We start from the raw sequence: 17,609 nt of genomic DNA, 5'->3' as shown, positions 1-17,609 counted from the left end.
TTGAGAGTAATCTCAGCAGCTCTTTTTAGTATGTGCATATACAGAAGAATAATCACGCCAAATTTCATTCATCTTCCGTCTGCCAACATCAATCATGGGATTAAATTGAATTGCTGCTTTTTGACGAACAGAGTGAACGTTTTGCATTGCTTGGTGTAATTGTTGCTCGATTACGTCACGTTTCTCACTTGCATGTTTAGCAATAGATAGACCTGCAACCTTTCCTTGCGCCATTGCGATTTTACCACTTTCAATTCCAGTAATATTGCCAGCTACAAATAAACCAGGAAGAGGGGTTTCCATTTCTTCTGAATGAAGTGGAACATGTCCGCCTAATTCTGGAATGTAATGGAAAGGGCATCCCGCTACAGCGGCAAGCTCAGCAAGAGGATACAAACCTCCGGCAATACAAACGAAGTCAGCCTCATATATCTTTTCTGAGCCATTAATAACATTTCCGTTAGAATCAATATTAGCTACACGCACACCTTCAACTTGATCTGTACCGATAATTTCAAGTGCAGCTTTCCGGAGATGAAGTGGTGTCCCGTTTATTTTCATTCCGTTATTTGGATAGAAGGTTAATCCAGCTTTTCGAATCCAATCATATTTCATAAAACGGCTACCTATACGCAAAAAAGCAGAAGGAGCGAGGTGTGCCGCATTTAAAAGAGAGTTTAAAACTTCTTCCGGTTCACCAGCTTTTTGGCTTAACTCACTTTTTTCAGGAAGTACAATATGATCCACATTAATTCCAGCTAACTGTAGTTCATTTAAAATAGCGAATGACAAAATGTTAGCGCCAATAATGATTCCTTTTTTTCCAACTTGCACGCGATGAACATTTGTCATAACTTGAGCTGCTCCAATTGACATAACCCCTGGAAGTGTCCAGCCAGGAAGGGGAATAGAATACTCAGCAGCCCCAGTAGCAATGAGTACGAACGGTGCTTCTAATGTACCGATATTTGTATGTATGAGCCAAGAGTTCTCATCTTTTTCTAAATTAAAGACAGAAACACCGCACCGAATATCGACTAAAAGTGATTTTGCTTCTTCGTGAAGGCGTTTGGATTCTTCTATGCCGTTCCACCATTCTCCAGTAGGCTCTTGATGCAATTGTCCTAACAATCTTCCGCCAGGCTTCATAAATTCATCAATAACAAGTACGTTAAGTCCAAAATGGGCACAAGAGATAGACGCTGATAATCCTGCTGGTCCTGCGCCAATAATAATTACATCTATCATTGCTTTTTCACCATCTCTCTCACGATATTTGGATGCTGTTTTCCGCTTTCAACAACCATATTGTCTTCTACAACAGTTAAGCACGCTCTTACGTTCGTTTGATTATTTACTGTCACGCGGCATTCTGAACAATGTCCGATATTACAATAAATACCTCGTGGTGTCCCGCTATCTTCATGGACCCTTAAAGTTCGTATTCCGTTTGCTAACAGGGCAGCAGCTATACTTTCGTGTTCATAAGCTTCGTATTGTTGACCGTTAAATTGAAATGTGATGCGTTCACTATTATTTAAACTACCTAAAATAGGGTGATCTGTAATTCTACTCATTTACTTTCACCTACCGCTCCAAAAGTAACCGCGCGCACGGGTGGTTGATATTTTAAAGGTATTTCATTAGGAGTTATGTCAGGGTTTGCATTTTCAATCATTCGATCTATCATCATTCTACATGTGCGGCCACCGCAAAATCCCATGCCAGCACGTGTTCTTAGTTTTAATTCTCTTGCCGAGCATTTATATTCAGCAATTGTCGATTGAAGTTGTCCGTATGTAACTTCTTCACAACGACAAACAATTAAGTTCTCTTTATTCGTCATATGTACTCCTCCTCTAGTTCGGTTTACATAAATTATTATGCAAAAACTATGCCAATATAGAGGGGGAGGGGGGTATCTCGCTATTTGCCGGGCAGTAAGACTCCACCTCAAAATTCAGTGAAAGCAAAGAAGTTAGGTGGGGGTCGGGCTGCCCGTAAAAGCCCGATTGGTGAGGGCTGATAATCAAGTGGGGATAAAACCCCCACTGATTAAAGTTTCACTTTATTGTAACCCCAGCCTTTTTAAACGGTTATATAAAGTGGCCCTCGTTACGCCAAGTTGTTTCGCACATTCTAATTTATTACCATCCAAAATGCGTAAAGCTCTTTCAATTACCTTCTTCTCGTGCTCATCCATTTCTTCTTGTAAAGAAAGAATCGTATTATTGTTGCTGAGTAATAGGGATTGAGCTGTATGATTGTCTAAAGTTTCATTTGTATGAAATGGTAAATATTCTTGTTTAATAATGCCGTCTGTCGCAAATACGACGAGTCTTTCAACTACGTTTCGGAGCTCGCGAATATTACCAGGCCAATTGTAATGAAGTAGTTCATGCATAATATTTGAAGGTAAGTCTCGAATTGGTCTGTTATAGTTTATTGAAAAATCATTTAAGAATGAGTATGTTAATTCAATAATGTCCTCGCGTCTTTCACGTAGTGGTGGAATATGCAAGCTAACTACATTTAAGCGATAATATAAATCTTCTCGGAAAGTTCCTTTTCTCATTTCTTCTTGTAAATCACGATTTGTAGCAGCGATAATACGGAAATCAATATTTATTTCTTTCTCTCCACCGACTCGGTAATACTTTCTTTCTTGCAATACACGTAAAAGTTTCACTTGCATATCGAGAGGCATTTCACCTATTTCATCAAGGAACAAAGTACCACCTTGAGCGAGCTCTATTTTACCTTTTTTTCCTTTACTATTCGCTCCAGAAAACGCCCCACGTTCGTATCCGAATAATTCACTTTCAAATAACGCTTCTGGAATTGCGCCGCAGTTAATTGAAATGAAAGGCGCCTTTGCTGCCTCACTTGCTTCATGTATTGCTTTCGCAAATACTTCTTTTCCGACACCGCTTTCGCCGAGTATTAAAACGGTTGATTTCACTGAACAGACCTTTCTAGCTAATTGAATAGTCCTTTGTATAACAGGGCTTTTTCCATTCATCGCAAGGAAAGGATCCGATGTATCTTTATATTTTGCTACTTCTTGCTCTAACCGGTGCATTTCATGTGACATATTAAATAGTTTTTCATTCAATACAACTTGATTTGTAACATCTGTTTCTGAAACGACTGCTCCTATAATTTCATCGTTACAGTAAACTGGGTTTGAATTTATTAATACGAACAAATCAGGACGAGGCTGATGGAATTGAGCGATTATACTTTTTCCGTCATGTAATGATTGTAAAATTTCTAAATCTTTATAATCAAAAAAACGAGTGATTGCTTGTCCGATAATTTCATTATGGTTGACTGAAAAAATCTTTTCGGCGCCATCCGTCCAAGTACGGACGTATTCTTTATCATCGATGACTGTAACAGAAGAATCAGTTGTTTGAATAACAGTATTATAAAAAGCTTGTAGTTCATTGTAATACTTATAAAGAAAAGGAATCGTTTGCTGAGCAGTTATACAGCATATAGGTTCTTGAGTTTCGCTTATAATAACGACCGCTGAATAGCTAGAAAAGGCTTCGATTAAAGCATTGAAAGAGTCATTTTCATATATAACTGCACAACTCCATTTTTCAGTAGATGAATGGATGTAATAAAATTTGTCACCTACCTGTTTCATGTACTTAAACATACTTGTACGATCGATTGATAAAATTTTTATAAACTCTTTTATTGTTGGAAATGAAAATGTCATAATGTCCTCCTATTATGTATAAAAATTTAGACAGTGATAAAAAAATAATACACCTATTTACGATAAATTTAAAATATTTTTACAAATAAAAATTATTTCATATAAATAGTTCTGCCTGTAGAGTTGGCACACCAATTGCATAAATAGAAAGTGAGAGATTTAGGAGAAAGGGGGGTGCTATGTGAGACACTGTGACGTTTTAATAATAGGCGGTGGTATTATAGGCTGTTCTATCGCGTATTACACATCAAAATACGGAAGAGACGTAACAATCATTGAAAAAGGAGAATTTGTCAGTGGGACGTCTTCACGGTGTGATGGGAACATTTTGGCTATCGATAAAGACCCAGGGTTTGATAGTCAAATGTCGTTAGTAAGTCAAAGATTAGTAACTGAATTAAGTGAAGAATTGGAGCACTCATTTGAATATAGGGCGCCAGGAAGTATTCTCGTTTGTGAATCAGACGAAGAGATGGAGGCAGCGCAGCAATGGGTGAATCGTCAAAAAGATGCTGGGTTACCGTTTCGAATGCTTGATCGGCAAGATATAAGAGAGGAATCACCATTTTTTGCGGATGATTTATTGGGTGGTTTAGAATGCGCAACTGATTCTACTGTAAATCCATATCTCCTTGCATTTTCACTTCTAGCAGAGTCGAAAAAATTGGGTGCGAAAGCTTTTAATCATACAGAAGTAAAAGAAATGAAAAGAGATATAGACGGCTCCTTTATTGTAGAAACGACAAATGGGACGTTTACTGCGAAGCAAGTTGTGAACGCAGCCGGTGTGTGGGCTCCTAAAATCGGGCAGATGTTAGATGTAAACATCCCAATCGAACCGAGAAAAGGGCATATTATTGTAGCCTCAAGGCAACAGCACGTAGGTTGCCGTAAAGTAATGGAATTTGGTTATTTGATTTCTAAATTTGGTGGAAAACGAAAAGTGGATGCTTTAACTGAAAAATATGGGGTAGCTCTTGTGTTTGAGCCAACAGAAAGTCAAAATTTTTTAATTGGTAGTAGTAGAGAATTTGTAGGGTTTCATACGAGGATAAATAACGAGGTTATTAAATGTATTGCAAATAGAGCAATTCGTTTTTATCCGAAAATGGCAGATATGATGGTGATTCGTTCATATGCTGGATTACGCCCGTGGACAGAAGATCATTTGCCAATCATTTCAGGAGTGGAACATATTCCGAACTACTTTATAGCAGCAGGACATGAAGGCGATGGAATTAGTCTTGCGGCAGTTACTGGGAAAGTGATTGAGGAGTTATTAAATGAAAAAGAAACAATCATTCCTATTGAACCACTTCGTTTGAGTCGTTTTACAGAAAGGGTGTTAAACGGATGAGGTCACAGAAAGTCTTTACGACGATTGATACACATACGGGCGGAAATCCAACGAGGACATTAATTAGCGGACTTCCTAAGTTAATTGGAGAGACGATGGCAGAGAAGATGTTACATATGAAAAAGGAGTATGACTGGATTCGCAAATTGTTAATGAATGAGCCACGTGGTCATGATGTAATGTCAGGAGCACTATTAACAGATCCGTGTCATCCTGAAGCTGATATAGGTGTTATATACATAGAGACAGGTGGATATTTACCGATGTGTGGCCACGATACAATCGGTGTATGTACAGCTTTAGTTGAATCAGGTTTAATTTCAGTAGTTGAACCGGTTACTTCTTTAAAGCTAGATACGCCAGCTGGCTTAGTTGAAGTAGATATTACTGTTCAAAATGGTAAGGCGAAAGAAGTCTCCTTCTGTAACATACCTGCTTTTTTACTGAAAAATATTTCTGTACACGTCGATGGAATTGGAACTGTAGAGGCTGAAATTGCGTATGGAGGAAATTTTTATGCCATTATCGATGCGAAGTCAGTAGGACTAGAGTTAGTACCAGAAAACGCATCTACAATCATTGATAAGGCGATTCATATTCGAAACACAATTAATGAGAAGTTTGAAATCATTCATCCAGAGTATTCGTTTATAAGAGGATTAACACATATTGAATTTTATACAGACCCAACTCATGAAAGTGCACATGTGAAAAATACAGTTGTTGTTCCGCCGGGAGGAATAGATCGATCTCCATGTGGTACAGGAACATCAGCGAAGTTAGCTGTATTATACGCTCATAAAAAAATCGACATCGATGAAGAATTCGTTCATGAGAGTATTGTAGGTTCACTATTTAAAGGGTGTGTTATGAATACGACATATGTAGAAAACATTGAAGCTGTAGTAACGAAAATTACGGGATCAGCTTGGCTTATGGGAATGCATAGATTTTTTTACAATGAAAAGGATCCGCTTAAAGAAGGCTTTTTGCTAATTCCGCCGATGGAGCATGAAACGGAGGATGTAAAATGAACATTCAAAAAATGTATACAGCAGTAGATGTGCACGTAGCTGGCGAAGCATTTCGTGTAATAAAGGACGTACCATGCAAATACTACTACAGTTTAGAACATTTAAATGAACAATTTTCAGGCGAATTAGCAGAAGAAATGCAGCTTTTATTAAATGAACCACGTGGTTTTATTGGGTTAAATGGATGTATTGTCGTTCCTTCTATTCATAAGGAAGTTGATGCAGCTGTATTATTTTTTAATCATGAAGGATCTATTCCTCTTCATTATGGAGGTATTGTTGCGGTAATAACGATGTTACTAGAAAGTGGATATTTAAAAAAGAGAGAGTCTAATCAATACAAAATTGAAACACTATCTGGAATATTTTCAGTCCATGCCTATGTAGAGAATGATGAAGTTATTTCGGTGTCGTTTGAAAGTAAACTATGTTATATGATTGAGAAAAATTTAAAGGTTGGTAATATAAGTTACTCTCTCGTACAGGCAGATAAAGTATATGCAGTTGTAGAAAAGGATACGTATTCGCCAAAAATCAGTATTGAAAACATCTCTAAATTAAAAAAATGGGGTGAAGCTACACTTCAAGCTATACAAAAACAGTCATTAATAAAAAGACTTATTTTAGTAGATTCTATGCAAAAAGAAAAGAACCATATAAAGTCGATTACATTTCATGAAGATAACTTTATAGTGCGTTCACCAGGTTTTGTTTCTACTATTGTGTCTTATGTTCATGCTTTATTTAAAAATGAATATATAGCGGATAAAGCTTTTAAAAATGAAAGTATTTTTAATAGCTTTATAACAGTGGAACAAGTGAAGAAAGAAGAGCTAGGATACATTTTCCGTTTTGAAAGTAGAGGGTTTATTACAGGCATGCAGACGTTTCTATTAGATCCTACAGATCCGTTTCCAACAGGATTTCTATTAAAATAAAATGTTAAAGGGAGAGATAAAGATGCAAAATATTAAAGGGGCATTTCCAGTATTAATAACACCAATGGATGAGTTTCAAGAGATTGATTGGAAAGGTGTAAAGCAAAACGTAAACTACTTTATTGAGAAAAAAGTAGCTGGAATTATTATTAATGGAAGTACGGGAGAATTTGTTAGTTTATCAAAAGAAGAACGATTTAACATGGTAGAAACAGTATTAAAAGAAGTTGATGGCCGTATTCCAGTCATTGTTGGAACTGCTGCGGAGACGACGAAAGAAACGATTGAATATACGAAACATGCAGAAGCGCACGGAGCGGATTGTGCATTAATTATAAACTCTTACTATTGTAAACCGAAGGAAGAGGAAATCTATTTTCATTTTAAAGAAATCTCAAACGCTGTAAATATACCAATAATGTTATACAATAACCCATTTACTTCTGGTGTTGATATGAGTACAGAGCTAATGCTCCGTATTGGAAAAGAGTGTGAAAATGTTACACATATTAAAGAATCTAGCGGAGATATTCGAAAAGCGAGAGATTTAGTAAGACAAGGCGAAGGTGCTTTTCAAGTTTTCTGTGGGTCTGAAGATTTAGTTATGGAATCTTATTTAGTTGGTGCAACGGGATGGGTTTCAGTGGCTGGAAATATCGTTCCAGGTCTCGTTACGAAAATGTATGAGCATTTTCAAAATGGTGAACTAGAAAAAGCATGGGAAATAAACGATGCTATTTTACCTCTTTGTGAGTTTCTTGAAGGGTCTGGGAAATATGTACAAATCGTTAAACGATCAATGGAATTACACGGGCAAGTCGGAGGACCTTCTCGTTATCCGAGATTAAGATTAACTGAAGAAGAAGATCAAAAGCTTCAAACGATATTATCCGAAATCGCAGCTCATGCAGCTGTTTAAATAGGGAGGCGTGTATATATGTTAACGACAAACATTGAGCTGAAACCAAAAGTGAAAGTGTTTTTAAATGAAGAAATTAAAATGTTTATTAATGGCGAATTTGTTCCTTCTATTAGTGGGAAGACATTTGAAACATACAATCCAGCGACAGAAGACGTTCTAGCGGTCGTATGTGAAGCACAAGAAGAAGATGTTGATATTGCAGTAAAAGCGGCAAGATTTGCTTTTGAATCAGGCCCTTGGGCGGAAATGACTACTGCTGAAAGAGCGCATCTTATTTATAAATTAGCAGACTTAATTGAAGAACATAGAGAAGAATTAGCACAGCTTGAGGCTTTAGATAATGGGAAGCCATATCAAGTAGCACTTGATGATGATATTTCAGCGACTGTAGAAAATTATCGTTATTACGCGGGATGGGCTACAAAAATTATCGGGCAAACCATTCCAATTTCAAAAGATTATTTAAATTACACACGCCATGAACCAGTTGGTGTTGTTGGTCAAATTATTCCGTGGAATTTTCCGCTCGTTATGTCTTCTTGGAAAATGGGTGCCGCTCTTGCGACAGGTTGTACCATTGTACTAAAACCTGCAGAGCAAACGCCTTTATCTTTATTATATACAGCGAAGCTATTTAAAGAAGCTGGTTTTCCAAGTGGTGTCGTAAACTTTGTACCAGGTTTTGGCCAAGGAGCAGGAGCTGCAATTGTAAACCATCATGATATTGATAAAGTAGCTTTCACAGGTTCCACAGTTACAGGGAAATATATTATGCGTCAATCTGCAGAAACAATTAAACATGTAACTTTAGAACTTGGTGGTAAGTCACCAAATATCATTTTAGAAGATGCTGATTTAGAAGAAGCGATTAACGGTGCATTCCAGGGCATTATGTATAATCATGGTCAAAATTGTAGTGCAGGATCCCGTGTATTTGTTCATCGGAAGCATTATGAAACTGTAGTAGAAGAGCTTGTAAAAAGGGCAAATAATATTAAACTTGGAGGCGGGATGGAAACAGATACAGAAATGGGTCCACTCGTATCTAAAAAACAACAAGAGCGTGTGCTAAATTACATTGCACAAGGAAGAGCTGAAGGTGCTACTGTTGCAGCTGGTGGTGAACGTGCATTTGAAAAAGGTTATTTTGTTCAGCCGACAGTATTCACAAATGTTACTGATGATATGACAATTGTTAAGGAAGAAATCTTTGGACCAGTTGTCGTTGTACTTCCATTTGATTCGACAGAAGAAGTAATTGAAAGAGCAAATCGCTCTTCATATGGGCTTGCTGCTGGGGTATGGACACAAAATATTAAAACTGGACATCAAGTTGCTAATAGATTAAAGGCAGGAACAGTGTGGATTAATGATTATAACTTAGAAAATGCAGCTGCACCATTTGGTGGATATAAACAATCAGGTATTGGACGTGAGTTAGGTTCATATGCACTTGATAATTATACAGAAGTGAAAAGTGTTTGGGTAAATATAAAGTGAAACTCTATTCAGTGAGTAGCTTTACTGCTCGCAAATAGCGGGATAATAAAATGATGAAATATAGTAAGAGATGCGGACAACTGGAAGGCATGAAAAAGGTTGTCCGTTTTCTTATATATAAAATTGCTTTTTCAAAAGAATTATAAGGGGGATTTGGATGGAGCAGTTAGTAGAATGGTTAGTAGGGCAAGTATGGAGTATTGGTTTAGTTGTTTTCGCATTAGGAGCAGGAGTGTATTTTACAATTGCCACTCGTTTTTTACAAATTCGTTATTTTAAAGAGATGATTAAACTATTATTTGAAGGGAAGAGCTCGGAGACGGGAATATCATCCTTCCAAGCGTTTTGTTTAGCCTTATCAGGTAGGGTTGGAATAGGTAATATCGCAGGGGTAGCGACAGCTATCGCTTTTGGCGGGCCTGGAGCTGTATTTTGGATGTGGGTAATGGCTTTGTTAGGGGCAGCTAGTGCGTTCGTTGAATCAACATTATCTCAAGTGTATAAGAGTAAAGTAGGGAATGAATATCGCGGCGGTACACCATATTTTATTGAAAAAGGTTTAAAAATGAAATGGTTTGCAGTTATTGTAGCGGTCGTTGTAACACTTTCATATGGCGTTTTATTACCAGGTATTCAATCTAGTAGTATCGCAGTTGGGTTTGAAAATTCTAATGGTATTAGCAAATATATAACTGGTATATTATTAGTCGTATTATTAGCAGCTATCATTTTTGGTGGCGTAAAGAGAATTGCGGGCGTTTCACAAATGCTTGTTCCTTTTATGGCAATTGGTTATGTAATTGTTACATGTATCATTTTAATTGCGAATATAACGGAAATTCCAAGTATGTTTGCTTTAATTTTCTCAAGTGCTTTTGGTGTAAATGAAATGTTTGGCGGCATCGTCGGCGCAGCTATTGCATGGGGAGTAAAGCGTGCTGTATTTTCAAACGTTGCTGGTGTTGGGGAAGCGACGTATAGCTCAGCTGCTGCTGAAGTATCGCACCCTGCAAAACAAGGGTTAGTTCAAGCGTTTTCTGTATATATCGATACAATTGTAGTATGTACTGCGACAGCGCTTATGATTTTAATAACAGGTATGTACAATGTTATACCTGAAGGGAAAAGCGCTATTGTACAGAATATAGGAAATGTGGAAGCAGGTCCAATTTATACACAACAAGCAGTTGAAACTGTTATGACAGGATTTGGTCCAATATTTATTTCAATCGCAATATTCTTCTTCGCATTTACAACTTTACTCGCGTACTACTATATCGCTGAAACGACGCTTACTTATTTAGATCGTGACCTCAAATATAGCTGGTTAAAACCAGTATTAAAAATTGGATTTTTAATTATGGTATACATCGGTAGTGTAGAATCAGCTTCGTTTTTATGGAATCTCGGAGATTTAGGAATTGGTAGTATGGCATGGTTAAACCTTATAGCAATCCTATTATTAAGTAAAACGGCATTAAAAGTGTTAAAAGATTATGAAACGCAGAAAAAAGAAGGGAAAGATCCAGTATTTGATCCTAAAAAAGTAGGGATTGAAGGTTTAACGATTTGGGAAGAGCGGGGTAAAGAGATTGAAAGAAAAAGTTCTAAAGAAAAAGTATCGGCGGATGATAGTGTTAAATTTTAAATATGTAAACTTCCAATATTAAAAAACTGAAAATTCAATCTTTTTATCTAGGTTATATATGGTCTTTTTTTAACCTTAAATAAAAGAATGTATCGATCTTAGTAAAGGGGTATTAGAAGTTTAATGTGTCTCAGTTGTAATTACTGGTGAACTAAAATGTGTTGAGCGCTGATTTTAATGCCGAGTGTATGGTGGAATTGAAAAATCAAAGTTATTAAAAGTGAAAAAGCTCTCCTTAAATTATGCTTGTAAGGAGAGCTTTTTATTTTAGCCTAATTTTTTTGAAAGAGTTTCAATTGTTTCATATAATCAATAGCTTTCGTTTTATTTCTTTGTGCAGAAACATATTGTGCCTCGTTTATATCTCTATAATAATTATTAAATATTTCTTCAGAAAGAATACCGTTAGATACAGCATCTTGAACTGCACAGTGTGGTTCATTAGTATGCGAACAGTTAGAGAATTTGCATTTCTTGGATATATTCGTTATATCTTCATATCCAAAATCGAAGTTACCTTCATGATTTATTAAGTCAAATCCTATTTTACTAATAATAAATCCCTCCACTTTTGAAAAAGTTTTGTAGAATCATACAGTCAAATTATTTTGTTTTTAATATTCTATATTTCCGTAAATCGATTTCTCTACATCAGGGAGAAGTGTGTATATACTCTTACCGATTAAAGATTCTAATTCATTCTTAATTGTGTAGAATCCTTTCCAATGAAAGGAGGTATGAGAGGTTGTTCCGTGTCGCAAACCAACTGAAATCAATCTTTTTTCAAGAGTAGTAAAGCCTTCCGCATCAGCGAGAGCGTCGCAAAGGGTAATTACTTTATTGTATAAGTCGTAGTCACTATGTTCATTAAGTATGTCAACCAACCGGCTTTCAATATAATCGGGAACAAGGCTCCACTCTGCCGCGATATCTAACTGCTCATTTTTGCAAGGAAATGAATGCGTCACACATATAACGGCGTTTCCTGTATACCCTAAATCATTCATATACATGTAACCATCATAGGAATGAATGATTTAGTAAAACCTTTATATCTTCCTATATCATGCAGGAAGGCAGCATTGTATGCTATATCAGCATCTAGGTCGTACTCATTATTAATAAGTTCAACAACTATCTTTTCAGTCGCAAGGGCAACATTACATGAATGTTCGAACCACGGACCTGGGTTTTGTTCATATGCCCACTGGAGTAATTCTCTTGCATATGTCCTATCTAATATATATTTCATATAGGTATCCTTTCTCTAAAAAATCATATATTTAATAATTTCATCTTAGAATTTCATTATTCCTTCTTTAAAAGTTGTTACAATGAAACAAAAGGGGGATTAGTAATGCAAAATTTAGTAATTGAAGAAATTAAGCAATTAGAAAATGATATGGAAGAGCTTTCTAAACTTTTGAAAACAGTAGTAGATGATGAGGCGTCAATTGGTTTTTTACCTCCACTGGAACAACAAGAAGCCATAAATTATTGGCAAACCGTATTAGCACCAGAAGTGATATTATATGTTGCTAAAATAAATAATGAAGTGGCAGGAAGTGTACAATTACATCTTGTTACAAAGCCTAATGGGATCCATAGGGCCGAAATTTGTAAGTTAATGACTCACCCAAACTTTAGACGGAATGGCATCGGACGTTCATTATTGAAAAAAGCAGAGGAACGAGCAAAGCAAGAAAATAGGTCTCTTTTAGTGTTAGATACTAGAGAAGGGGATCCATCGAATAGATTATACAAATCATTAGACTATCAAGAAGTTGGAAAAATACCGGAATATGCAATTTCTCCAAATGGTGAGCTGGATGCAACGGTAATTTATTATAAAATGCTTTAGTTTTTTTATTTGAAAAGAGGGATAATTTCAAATAATGTTTGATACACCCCTGTATAATAGTGTTTTTCTTTTGACCCTTTATCTTCATCTGGAATGTTTAATTTAAAGGACCAGTCTGTAGAGAGCTTTGACAGTTTTTTTAGATTTTGATTTTGAAGTCATTTGGTGAATATTAAAATGTTAATCTAAAAAATGGAGGTTGTTGTGATGTTGAAACTGTTTCAATATAACTGGCAAGTTCGTGATGATTGGTTTACATTGTGCGAAGATATGTCGGCTGAAGAACTATTAAAGAAAAGGGTTGGTGGATTTGGTAGCATCCTACATACCCTATTTCACATTGTAGATGTGGAATATATGTGGATCTTAGGTTTGCGAGGTGAACCAGTGCCTGAGGAGCCATTGTTTGAAGATTATACTAGCTTGCAAAAAGTGAAAAATCTTTCGGATCAATACCACGAGAAAGTGAAGCCATTTGTGACATCTTGGACAAATGAAATGGATTCTCGGAAACTTTCAGAAACTGATTTCAATGAAGTACCGATTAGCTCTAGAGACGCCCCAATCAGGCGCCGGGTCATTGAATGTACACACGGAGAGATAATACGTCATGTCATTGTCCATGAAATTCACCATATCGGCCAGTTATCTATATGGGCACGTGAAATAGGAAAGGAGCCTGTTTCCGCAAATCTGAGAGGAAGAGGGCTATTCGATAATTAGACTGCCTTTGCCAATTTCACATTTAATAACTTAGTGCAAGTACCACCTTTATTTTAACGAAAAGATAACTTTTGGCCATCTAAATTATTTTAGAGGGTCTTTTTTTGTGAAAACGATGAAAAATATAGAAGAAACTGCAATTATTTATAAAAAAATGTGTCTAAAATATTGTCATATTTGCTTCTTTAAGATATCCTTTTCATGAAGAGGTGGAAAACATGGAAAAAGTACTAGTTTTCGGGCATAAAAACCCAGATACAGATGCAATTTGTTCTGCGATTGCTTATGCAGAATTGAAAAAAGAATTAGGAATGAATGCTGAGCCTGTACGTTTAGGCGAAATCAGCGGTGAAACTCAATTTGCGTTAGACTATTTTAAAGTAGAAGGACCGCGTTTTGTTGAGACAGTTGCAAGCGAAGTGGACAATGTTATTTTAGTTGACCATAACGAGCGTCAACAAAGTGCTAACGATATCGAATCTGTTCGTGTGTTAGAAGTTATTGACCATCACCGTATTGCTAACTTTGAAACAAGCGATCCTATATACTACCGTTGTGAGCCAGTTGGTTGTACAGCTACAATCTTAAACAAAATGTACAAAGAAAATGGTGTTGCAATTCGTAAAGAAGTTGCAGGTTTAATGTTATCTGCAATCATTTCAGATTCTTTACTATTCAAATCTCCAACTTGCACAGAACAAGACGTAGCAGCAGCTCGCGAATTAGCAGAAATCGCTGATGTAGATGCAGATAACTACGGCTTAGAAATGTTAAAAGCTGGTGCTGACTTAAGCGGAAAAACAATGGAGCAATTAATCTCCCTTGACGCTAAAGAATTCCAAATGGGTAACGCGAAAGTTGAAATCGCACAAGTAAACGCTGTTGATACAAACGATGTTCTTGTACACCAAGCTGAACTTGAAAAAGTTATCTCTACAGTAGTAGAAGAAAAAGGTTTAGACTTATTCTTATTTGTTGTAACTGATATCTTAACTAACGATTCTGTCGGTCTTGCGATCGGTAAAGCAGCAAACGTTGTTGAGAAAGCATACAACGTATCTCTAGAAAACAACACTGCTACATTAAAAGGTGTTGTATCTCGTAAAAAACAAATCGTACCAATATTAACAGAAGCATTCCAAGCTTAATATAATTGTGTATGGTTTAACAAAAAAAGGACAAGTAGTCAGATTGGCTACTTGTCCTTTTTATCTTTAAAAAACAGAAAATTAAAAACGGTAGGATTGTGTATGTTTAATGATTTGGAAAATAAATTACAGTCACTTTTAGAGCGGAAAATTACTTCTGTTTCAGAATTAGAGCGTTGGCTTTTAGAGGAACTACGTGTAAACGCTGAAGTAGAAGAGGAGATAACAAGTAGTTTAATCGCCACGTATAGAGATACAAATGACAGAGATAAACGTAATTTACATATGTATAATCAAAATACAATTCAACCACTTTTAAAAAGCTACACTGCAAAATTTGACCAGAAATTTAGAGAGTGCCCGTTTTCCGACTTATTAGAGGAGCAGAAATACGGATTTATGAAAAAAGCACGATTGGTGAAGAGTAAAATGTTTAATGAAAAGAACATTTCTCTTTCCATTAAAGAGCAAGAGCTTATTACGAAATATAGAGAAATAATGTCTAACATATTTATTAATTGGGAAGGCGAGCAAAAGACGTATGCATACATAAAAGCAAAGCTAGATAACAGAAATAGAGCTATTCGCAAAAAAAGCTTGGTATGCTTTATGTGAAGCAAGAAGTGTAGTGAAAATAGAAATAGATTGTATTATGAATAATCTCGTACAATTGCGGAATGAGATAGCTTTAAATGCAGGATTTAATAATTATAGTGAATATGCTTTCAAACAAAAAAACAGAGATTATAGAATTGAAGAGTGTTATAAGCTTCATGAATCTATAGAGAAGTATGTTGTACCAATTTGGAAACAGTTAGGGAATCTTTCTAAAAGTAATCTCGGTGTAAAAACGTATCGCCCTTGGGATCTTGCTGTTTGTAATTTACAAAAAACGCCATTTGAAAATCCCATTGATTTATTGGATGGGGTGGAAGAAATGTTTCAGAAGACAGACTTATATTTTTATGAGGAATTTAGCCATATAAGGAAAGCAGGATTCATTGACGTAGAAGAACGTGAAAATAAAGCACAAGGAGCTGCTTGTTTTACCTTACCTCATAGTAAAGAGGTTTTTGTGTATTCTAACTTTAGTCCTTCATTTTATGCAATTAATGCACTAGTACATGAAATGGGGCATGCATTTCATTTTTATAAACAATTTAACAATGATAGTAGCATGCAGGAAAGATATCTTCGTGAAGAGGTAGCTGAGCTTTATTCCATCAGTCTTGAGTTGCTAGTAATGGATAAGCTTACTGTTTTTTATAAGCAAGAGGATGAATATAAAGAAGTGCAGCGCGTACAATTGTATCGTGCTTTGTCTTTATTAATGTCATCAATTGCAGGAGATGTATTCCAGCACTGGATCTATGCAAATCCAAACCATACACCAGAAGAACGTGATAAGAAATATGTTGAACTATGTAAAAGGTATCAACACTCATCAGTTAATATTGCAGGATTAGAGAATGAAATCGGTGCAATCTGGTTAGAGTCATTTCACTTTGTCCAGTTTCCTTTTTATAAAATTGAATATGCAATTTCGCAAATAGGAGCAATGCAATTGTTTCAAATTTACCGGGAAGATCCAGAAAAAGCGATTGCTTTCTTTAAAGAGGGAGCTAGTTCAGATTGGAATTTACCTATACAAGTAATATATGAAAATACAGGTGTTACGTTTGACTTTTCGGAAGAAAGGATAGAAAGTACTGCCAGGGCTATTTTGGAACTGATTAATGAATTAAAATAAGGATAGCGTTTAGCTATCCTTATAACCGTTTATTCTTAAGACTTTTTCTTGTTTATATAAAATGTAATAATAGCAGTAATAATGAAAATAGGTATTGCGTACGCTTGCCCAACAAAGAATTTCCAACCTATAGTATTATAGCCGTCAGATGCTGGAAGGATAATCGCGATGATACAAACGATAATATAAGCTAATAATGCTGGGAGTATATTTTTCATACGTATTCACCTCCTTGTTATACTATATTTATATATTGTACTATTGAATAGTGGTTAGAAGATTTATTGTACTTAATTTTACGAAATCTTCACAAACACACTAAAGGATGGGGTGTATGCATGCTTCATGAAAGTAACTTTAGTACGGTGTTTTTATGTAATAATATAAATGCTTAATCAACTGCTCTAAAGTAAACTCAACCAAATATAGGAAATAATGTAATTTTATCTTTCGAGATTATTATATAGTATTCTTTAAAAAAATGTACTGAAAAATTTTATATTTCATAAGAAAGTTAGAAGCGAGGTAAGAAATAACGATGAAAAGGTTATGCATAATTCCATGTGGAAAGAAGAAAATTTGGGATAAGTACCCAGATCACAGAGAGGCAGAGGCAAAAGACGTATATATTAGTCCATTCGGAAAAGCATGTCAGGCGTATGCAACTGAGTTTTTCGAGAATTGGGTTATATTATCTGCAAAGCATGGTTTTTTAAGACCAAATGATATTGTAAAGGAAAACTATGATCTTGCATTTGACTCAAAGAGTAATGAGATTATTAACATAGAACAATTAAAACAACAGATGATTGATAAAGGCTTACTTCAGTTTGATGAAATAGTATTACTTGCAGGGAAGAAGCATAAAAAAGTTGTGACGAAGCTATATCCAGAAGAAATCATTACATATCCGTTAGAAGGATGTAGAGGGATTGGGTATATGTTGCAGAGGTTGAAGGGTGCTGTGGAAGGGCAGCAGGAAATATAGTCATATTAGT

16 protein-coding genes and 2 pseudogenes are annotated in these 17,609 nt (G+C 35.8%); 11 read left to right on the top strand and 7 right to left on the bottom strand.

The window, feature by feature from the left end; genetic code table 11:
* Window positions 1–12: 12 nt before the first annotated feature.
* From BAQ49_RS16360 to BAQ49_RS16345, 4 genes are all read right to left on the bottom strand, one after another.
* The gene (locus BAQ49_RS16360) at window positions 13–1,248 is read right to left on the bottom strand and encodes an NAD(P)/FAD-dependent oxidoreductase (protein ID WP_071746198.1); all 1,236 of its coding nucleotides are present in this window, start codon (window positions 1,246–1,248) and stop codon (window positions 13–15) included.
* On the bottom strand, window positions 1,245–1,577 hold the full coding sequence (locus BAQ49_RS16355; RefSeq protein ID WP_071746197.1) for a (2Fe-2S)-binding protein: 333 nt from the start codon (window positions 1,575–1,577) through the stop codon (window positions 1,245–1,247). Before BAQ49_RS16355 ends, BAQ49_RS16360 begins: the two co-directional genes overlap by 4 nt.
* Window positions 1,574–1,846, bottom strand: a complete 273-nt coding sequence (locus tag BAQ49_RS16350) for a (2Fe-2S)-binding protein (RefSeq protein WP_071746196.1) — start codon at window positions 1,844–1,846, stop codon at window positions 1,574–1,576. Before BAQ49_RS16350 ends, BAQ49_RS16355 begins: the two co-directional genes overlap by 4 nt.
* Window positions 1,847–2,068: 222 nt before the next feature.
* Window positions 2,069–3,730, bottom strand: coding sequence for a sigma-54 interaction domain-containing protein (locus tag BAQ49_RS16345; RefSeq protein ID WP_071746195.1), 1,662 nt, complete (start codon window positions 3,728–3,730; stop codon window positions 2,069–2,071).
* 181 nt (window positions 3,731–3,911) lie between these two features.
* Between BAQ49_RS16345 and BAQ49_RS16340 the strand changes: the two genes are divergently transcribed.
* From BAQ49_RS16340 to BAQ49_RS16315, 6 genes are all read left to right on the top strand, one after another.
* Window positions 3,912–5,087, top strand: a complete 1,176-nt coding sequence (locus BAQ49_RS16340; RefSeq protein ID WP_071746194.1) for an NAD(P)/FAD-dependent oxidoreductase — start codon at window positions 3,912–3,914, stop codon at window positions 5,085–5,087.
* The gene (locus BAQ49_RS16335) at window positions 5,084–6,121 is read left to right on the top strand and encodes a proline racemase family protein (protein ID WP_071746193.1); all 1,038 of its coding nucleotides are present in this window, start codon (window positions 5,084–5,086) and stop codon (window positions 6,119–6,121) included. Before BAQ49_RS16340 ends, BAQ49_RS16335 begins: the two co-directional genes overlap by 4 nt.
* Window positions 6,118–7,059, top strand: coding sequence for a proline racemase family protein (locus BAQ49_RS16330; RefSeq protein WP_071746192.1), 942 nt, complete (start codon window positions 6,118–6,120; stop codon window positions 7,057–7,059). Before BAQ49_RS16335 ends, BAQ49_RS16330 begins: the two co-directional genes overlap by 4 nt.
* A 22-nt stretch (window positions 7,060–7,081) precedes the next feature.
* A complete protein-coding gene (gene dapA / locus BAQ49_RS16325) occupies window positions 7,082–7,978 on the top strand; it encodes a 4-hydroxy-tetrahydrodipicolinate synthase (RefSeq protein ID WP_071746191.1) in 897 nt (298 codons plus the stop codon).
* An 18-nt stretch (window positions 7,979–7,996) separates the two neighbouring features.
* Entirely contained in the window at window positions 7,997–9,481 is a 1,485-nt protein-coding gene (locus BAQ49_RS16320) for an aldehyde dehydrogenase family protein (protein ID WP_071746190.1), read from the top strand.
* A gap of 157 nt (window positions 9,482–9,638) precedes the next feature.
* The gene (locus BAQ49_RS16315; protein WP_071746189.1) at window positions 9,639–11,129 is read left to right on the top strand and encodes an alanine/glycine:cation symporter family protein; all 1,491 of its coding nucleotides are present in this window, start codon (window positions 9,639–9,641) and stop codon (window positions 11,127–11,129) included.
* A 272-nt stretch (window positions 11,130–11,401) separates the two neighbouring features.
* Here the strand turns inward: BAQ49_RS16315 and BAQ49_RS16310 are convergent, their stop codons facing one another.
* Window positions 11,402–11,698: a putative GTPase gene (locus tag BAQ49_RS16310; protein WP_175546576.1), complete on the bottom strand. Its 297-nt coding sequence runs from the start codon at window positions 11,696–11,698 to the stop codon at window positions 11,402–11,404.
* Window positions 11,699–11,743: 45 nt separating this feature from the next.
* Window positions 11,744–12,381 (bottom strand): annotated as a pseudogene (locus tag BAQ49_RS16305) (HD domain-containing protein).
* A gap of 105 nt (window positions 12,382–12,486) precedes the next feature.
* Here BAQ49_RS16305 and BAQ49_RS16300 point away from each other — a divergent pair.
* The 4 genes and pseudogenes from BAQ49_RS16300 to BAQ49_RS16285 all read left to right on the top strand — a co-directional run bounded on the left by BAQ49_RS16300 (window position 12,487) and on the right by BAQ49_RS16285 (window position 16,611).
* A complete protein-coding gene (locus BAQ49_RS16300) occupies window positions 12,487–12,990 on the top strand; it encodes a GNAT family N-acetyltransferase (protein WP_071746188.1) in 504 nt (167 codons plus the stop codon).
* A 207-nt stretch (window positions 12,991–13,197) separates the two neighbouring features.
* The gene (locus tag BAQ49_RS16295) at window positions 13,198–13,713 is read left to right on the top strand and encodes a DinB family protein (RefSeq protein WP_071746187.1); all 516 of its coding nucleotides are present in this window, start codon (window positions 13,198–13,200) and stop codon (window positions 13,711–13,713) included.
* A 218-nt stretch (window positions 13,714–13,931) separates the two neighbouring features.
* Window positions 13,932–14,861, top strand: coding sequence for a manganese-dependent inorganic pyrophosphatase (gene ppaC, locus BAQ49_RS16290; protein WP_071746186.1), 930 nt, complete (start codon window positions 13,932–13,934; stop codon window positions 14,859–14,861).
* 102 nt (window positions 14,862–14,963) lie between these two features.
* A pseudogene (locus BAQ49_RS16285) lies at window positions 14,964–16,611 on the top strand (M3 family oligoendopeptidase).
* 35 nt (window positions 16,612–16,646) lie between these two features.
* Here BAQ49_RS16285 and BAQ49_RS16280 read toward each other — a convergent pair.
* A complete protein-coding gene (locus BAQ49_RS16280) occupies window positions 16,647–16,829 on the bottom strand; it encodes a DUF4017 family protein (protein ID WP_071746185.1) in 183 nt (60 codons plus the stop codon).
* Window positions 16,830–17,149: 320 nt separating this feature from the next.
* Between BAQ49_RS16280 and BAQ49_RS16275 the strand changes: the two genes are divergently transcribed.
* Window positions 17,150–17,599 carry a DUF6884 domain-containing protein gene (locus BAQ49_RS16275; protein WP_071746184.1) on the top strand — a complete coding sequence of 150 codons (450 nt, stop codon included), beginning with the start codon at window positions 17,150–17,152 and terminating at the stop codon, window positions 17,597–17,599.
* Window positions 17,600–17,609: the final 10 nt, after the last annotated feature.

It is taken from the genome of Bacillus proteolyticus, assembly GCF_001884065.1.
Lineage (GTDB): Bacteria > Bacillota > Bacilli > Bacillales > Bacillaceae_G > Bacillus_A > Bacillus_A proteolyticus.
The sequence above is the reverse complement of the archived record's forward strand: the minus strand, read 5'-3'. Positions and strand labels throughout refer to the sequence as shown.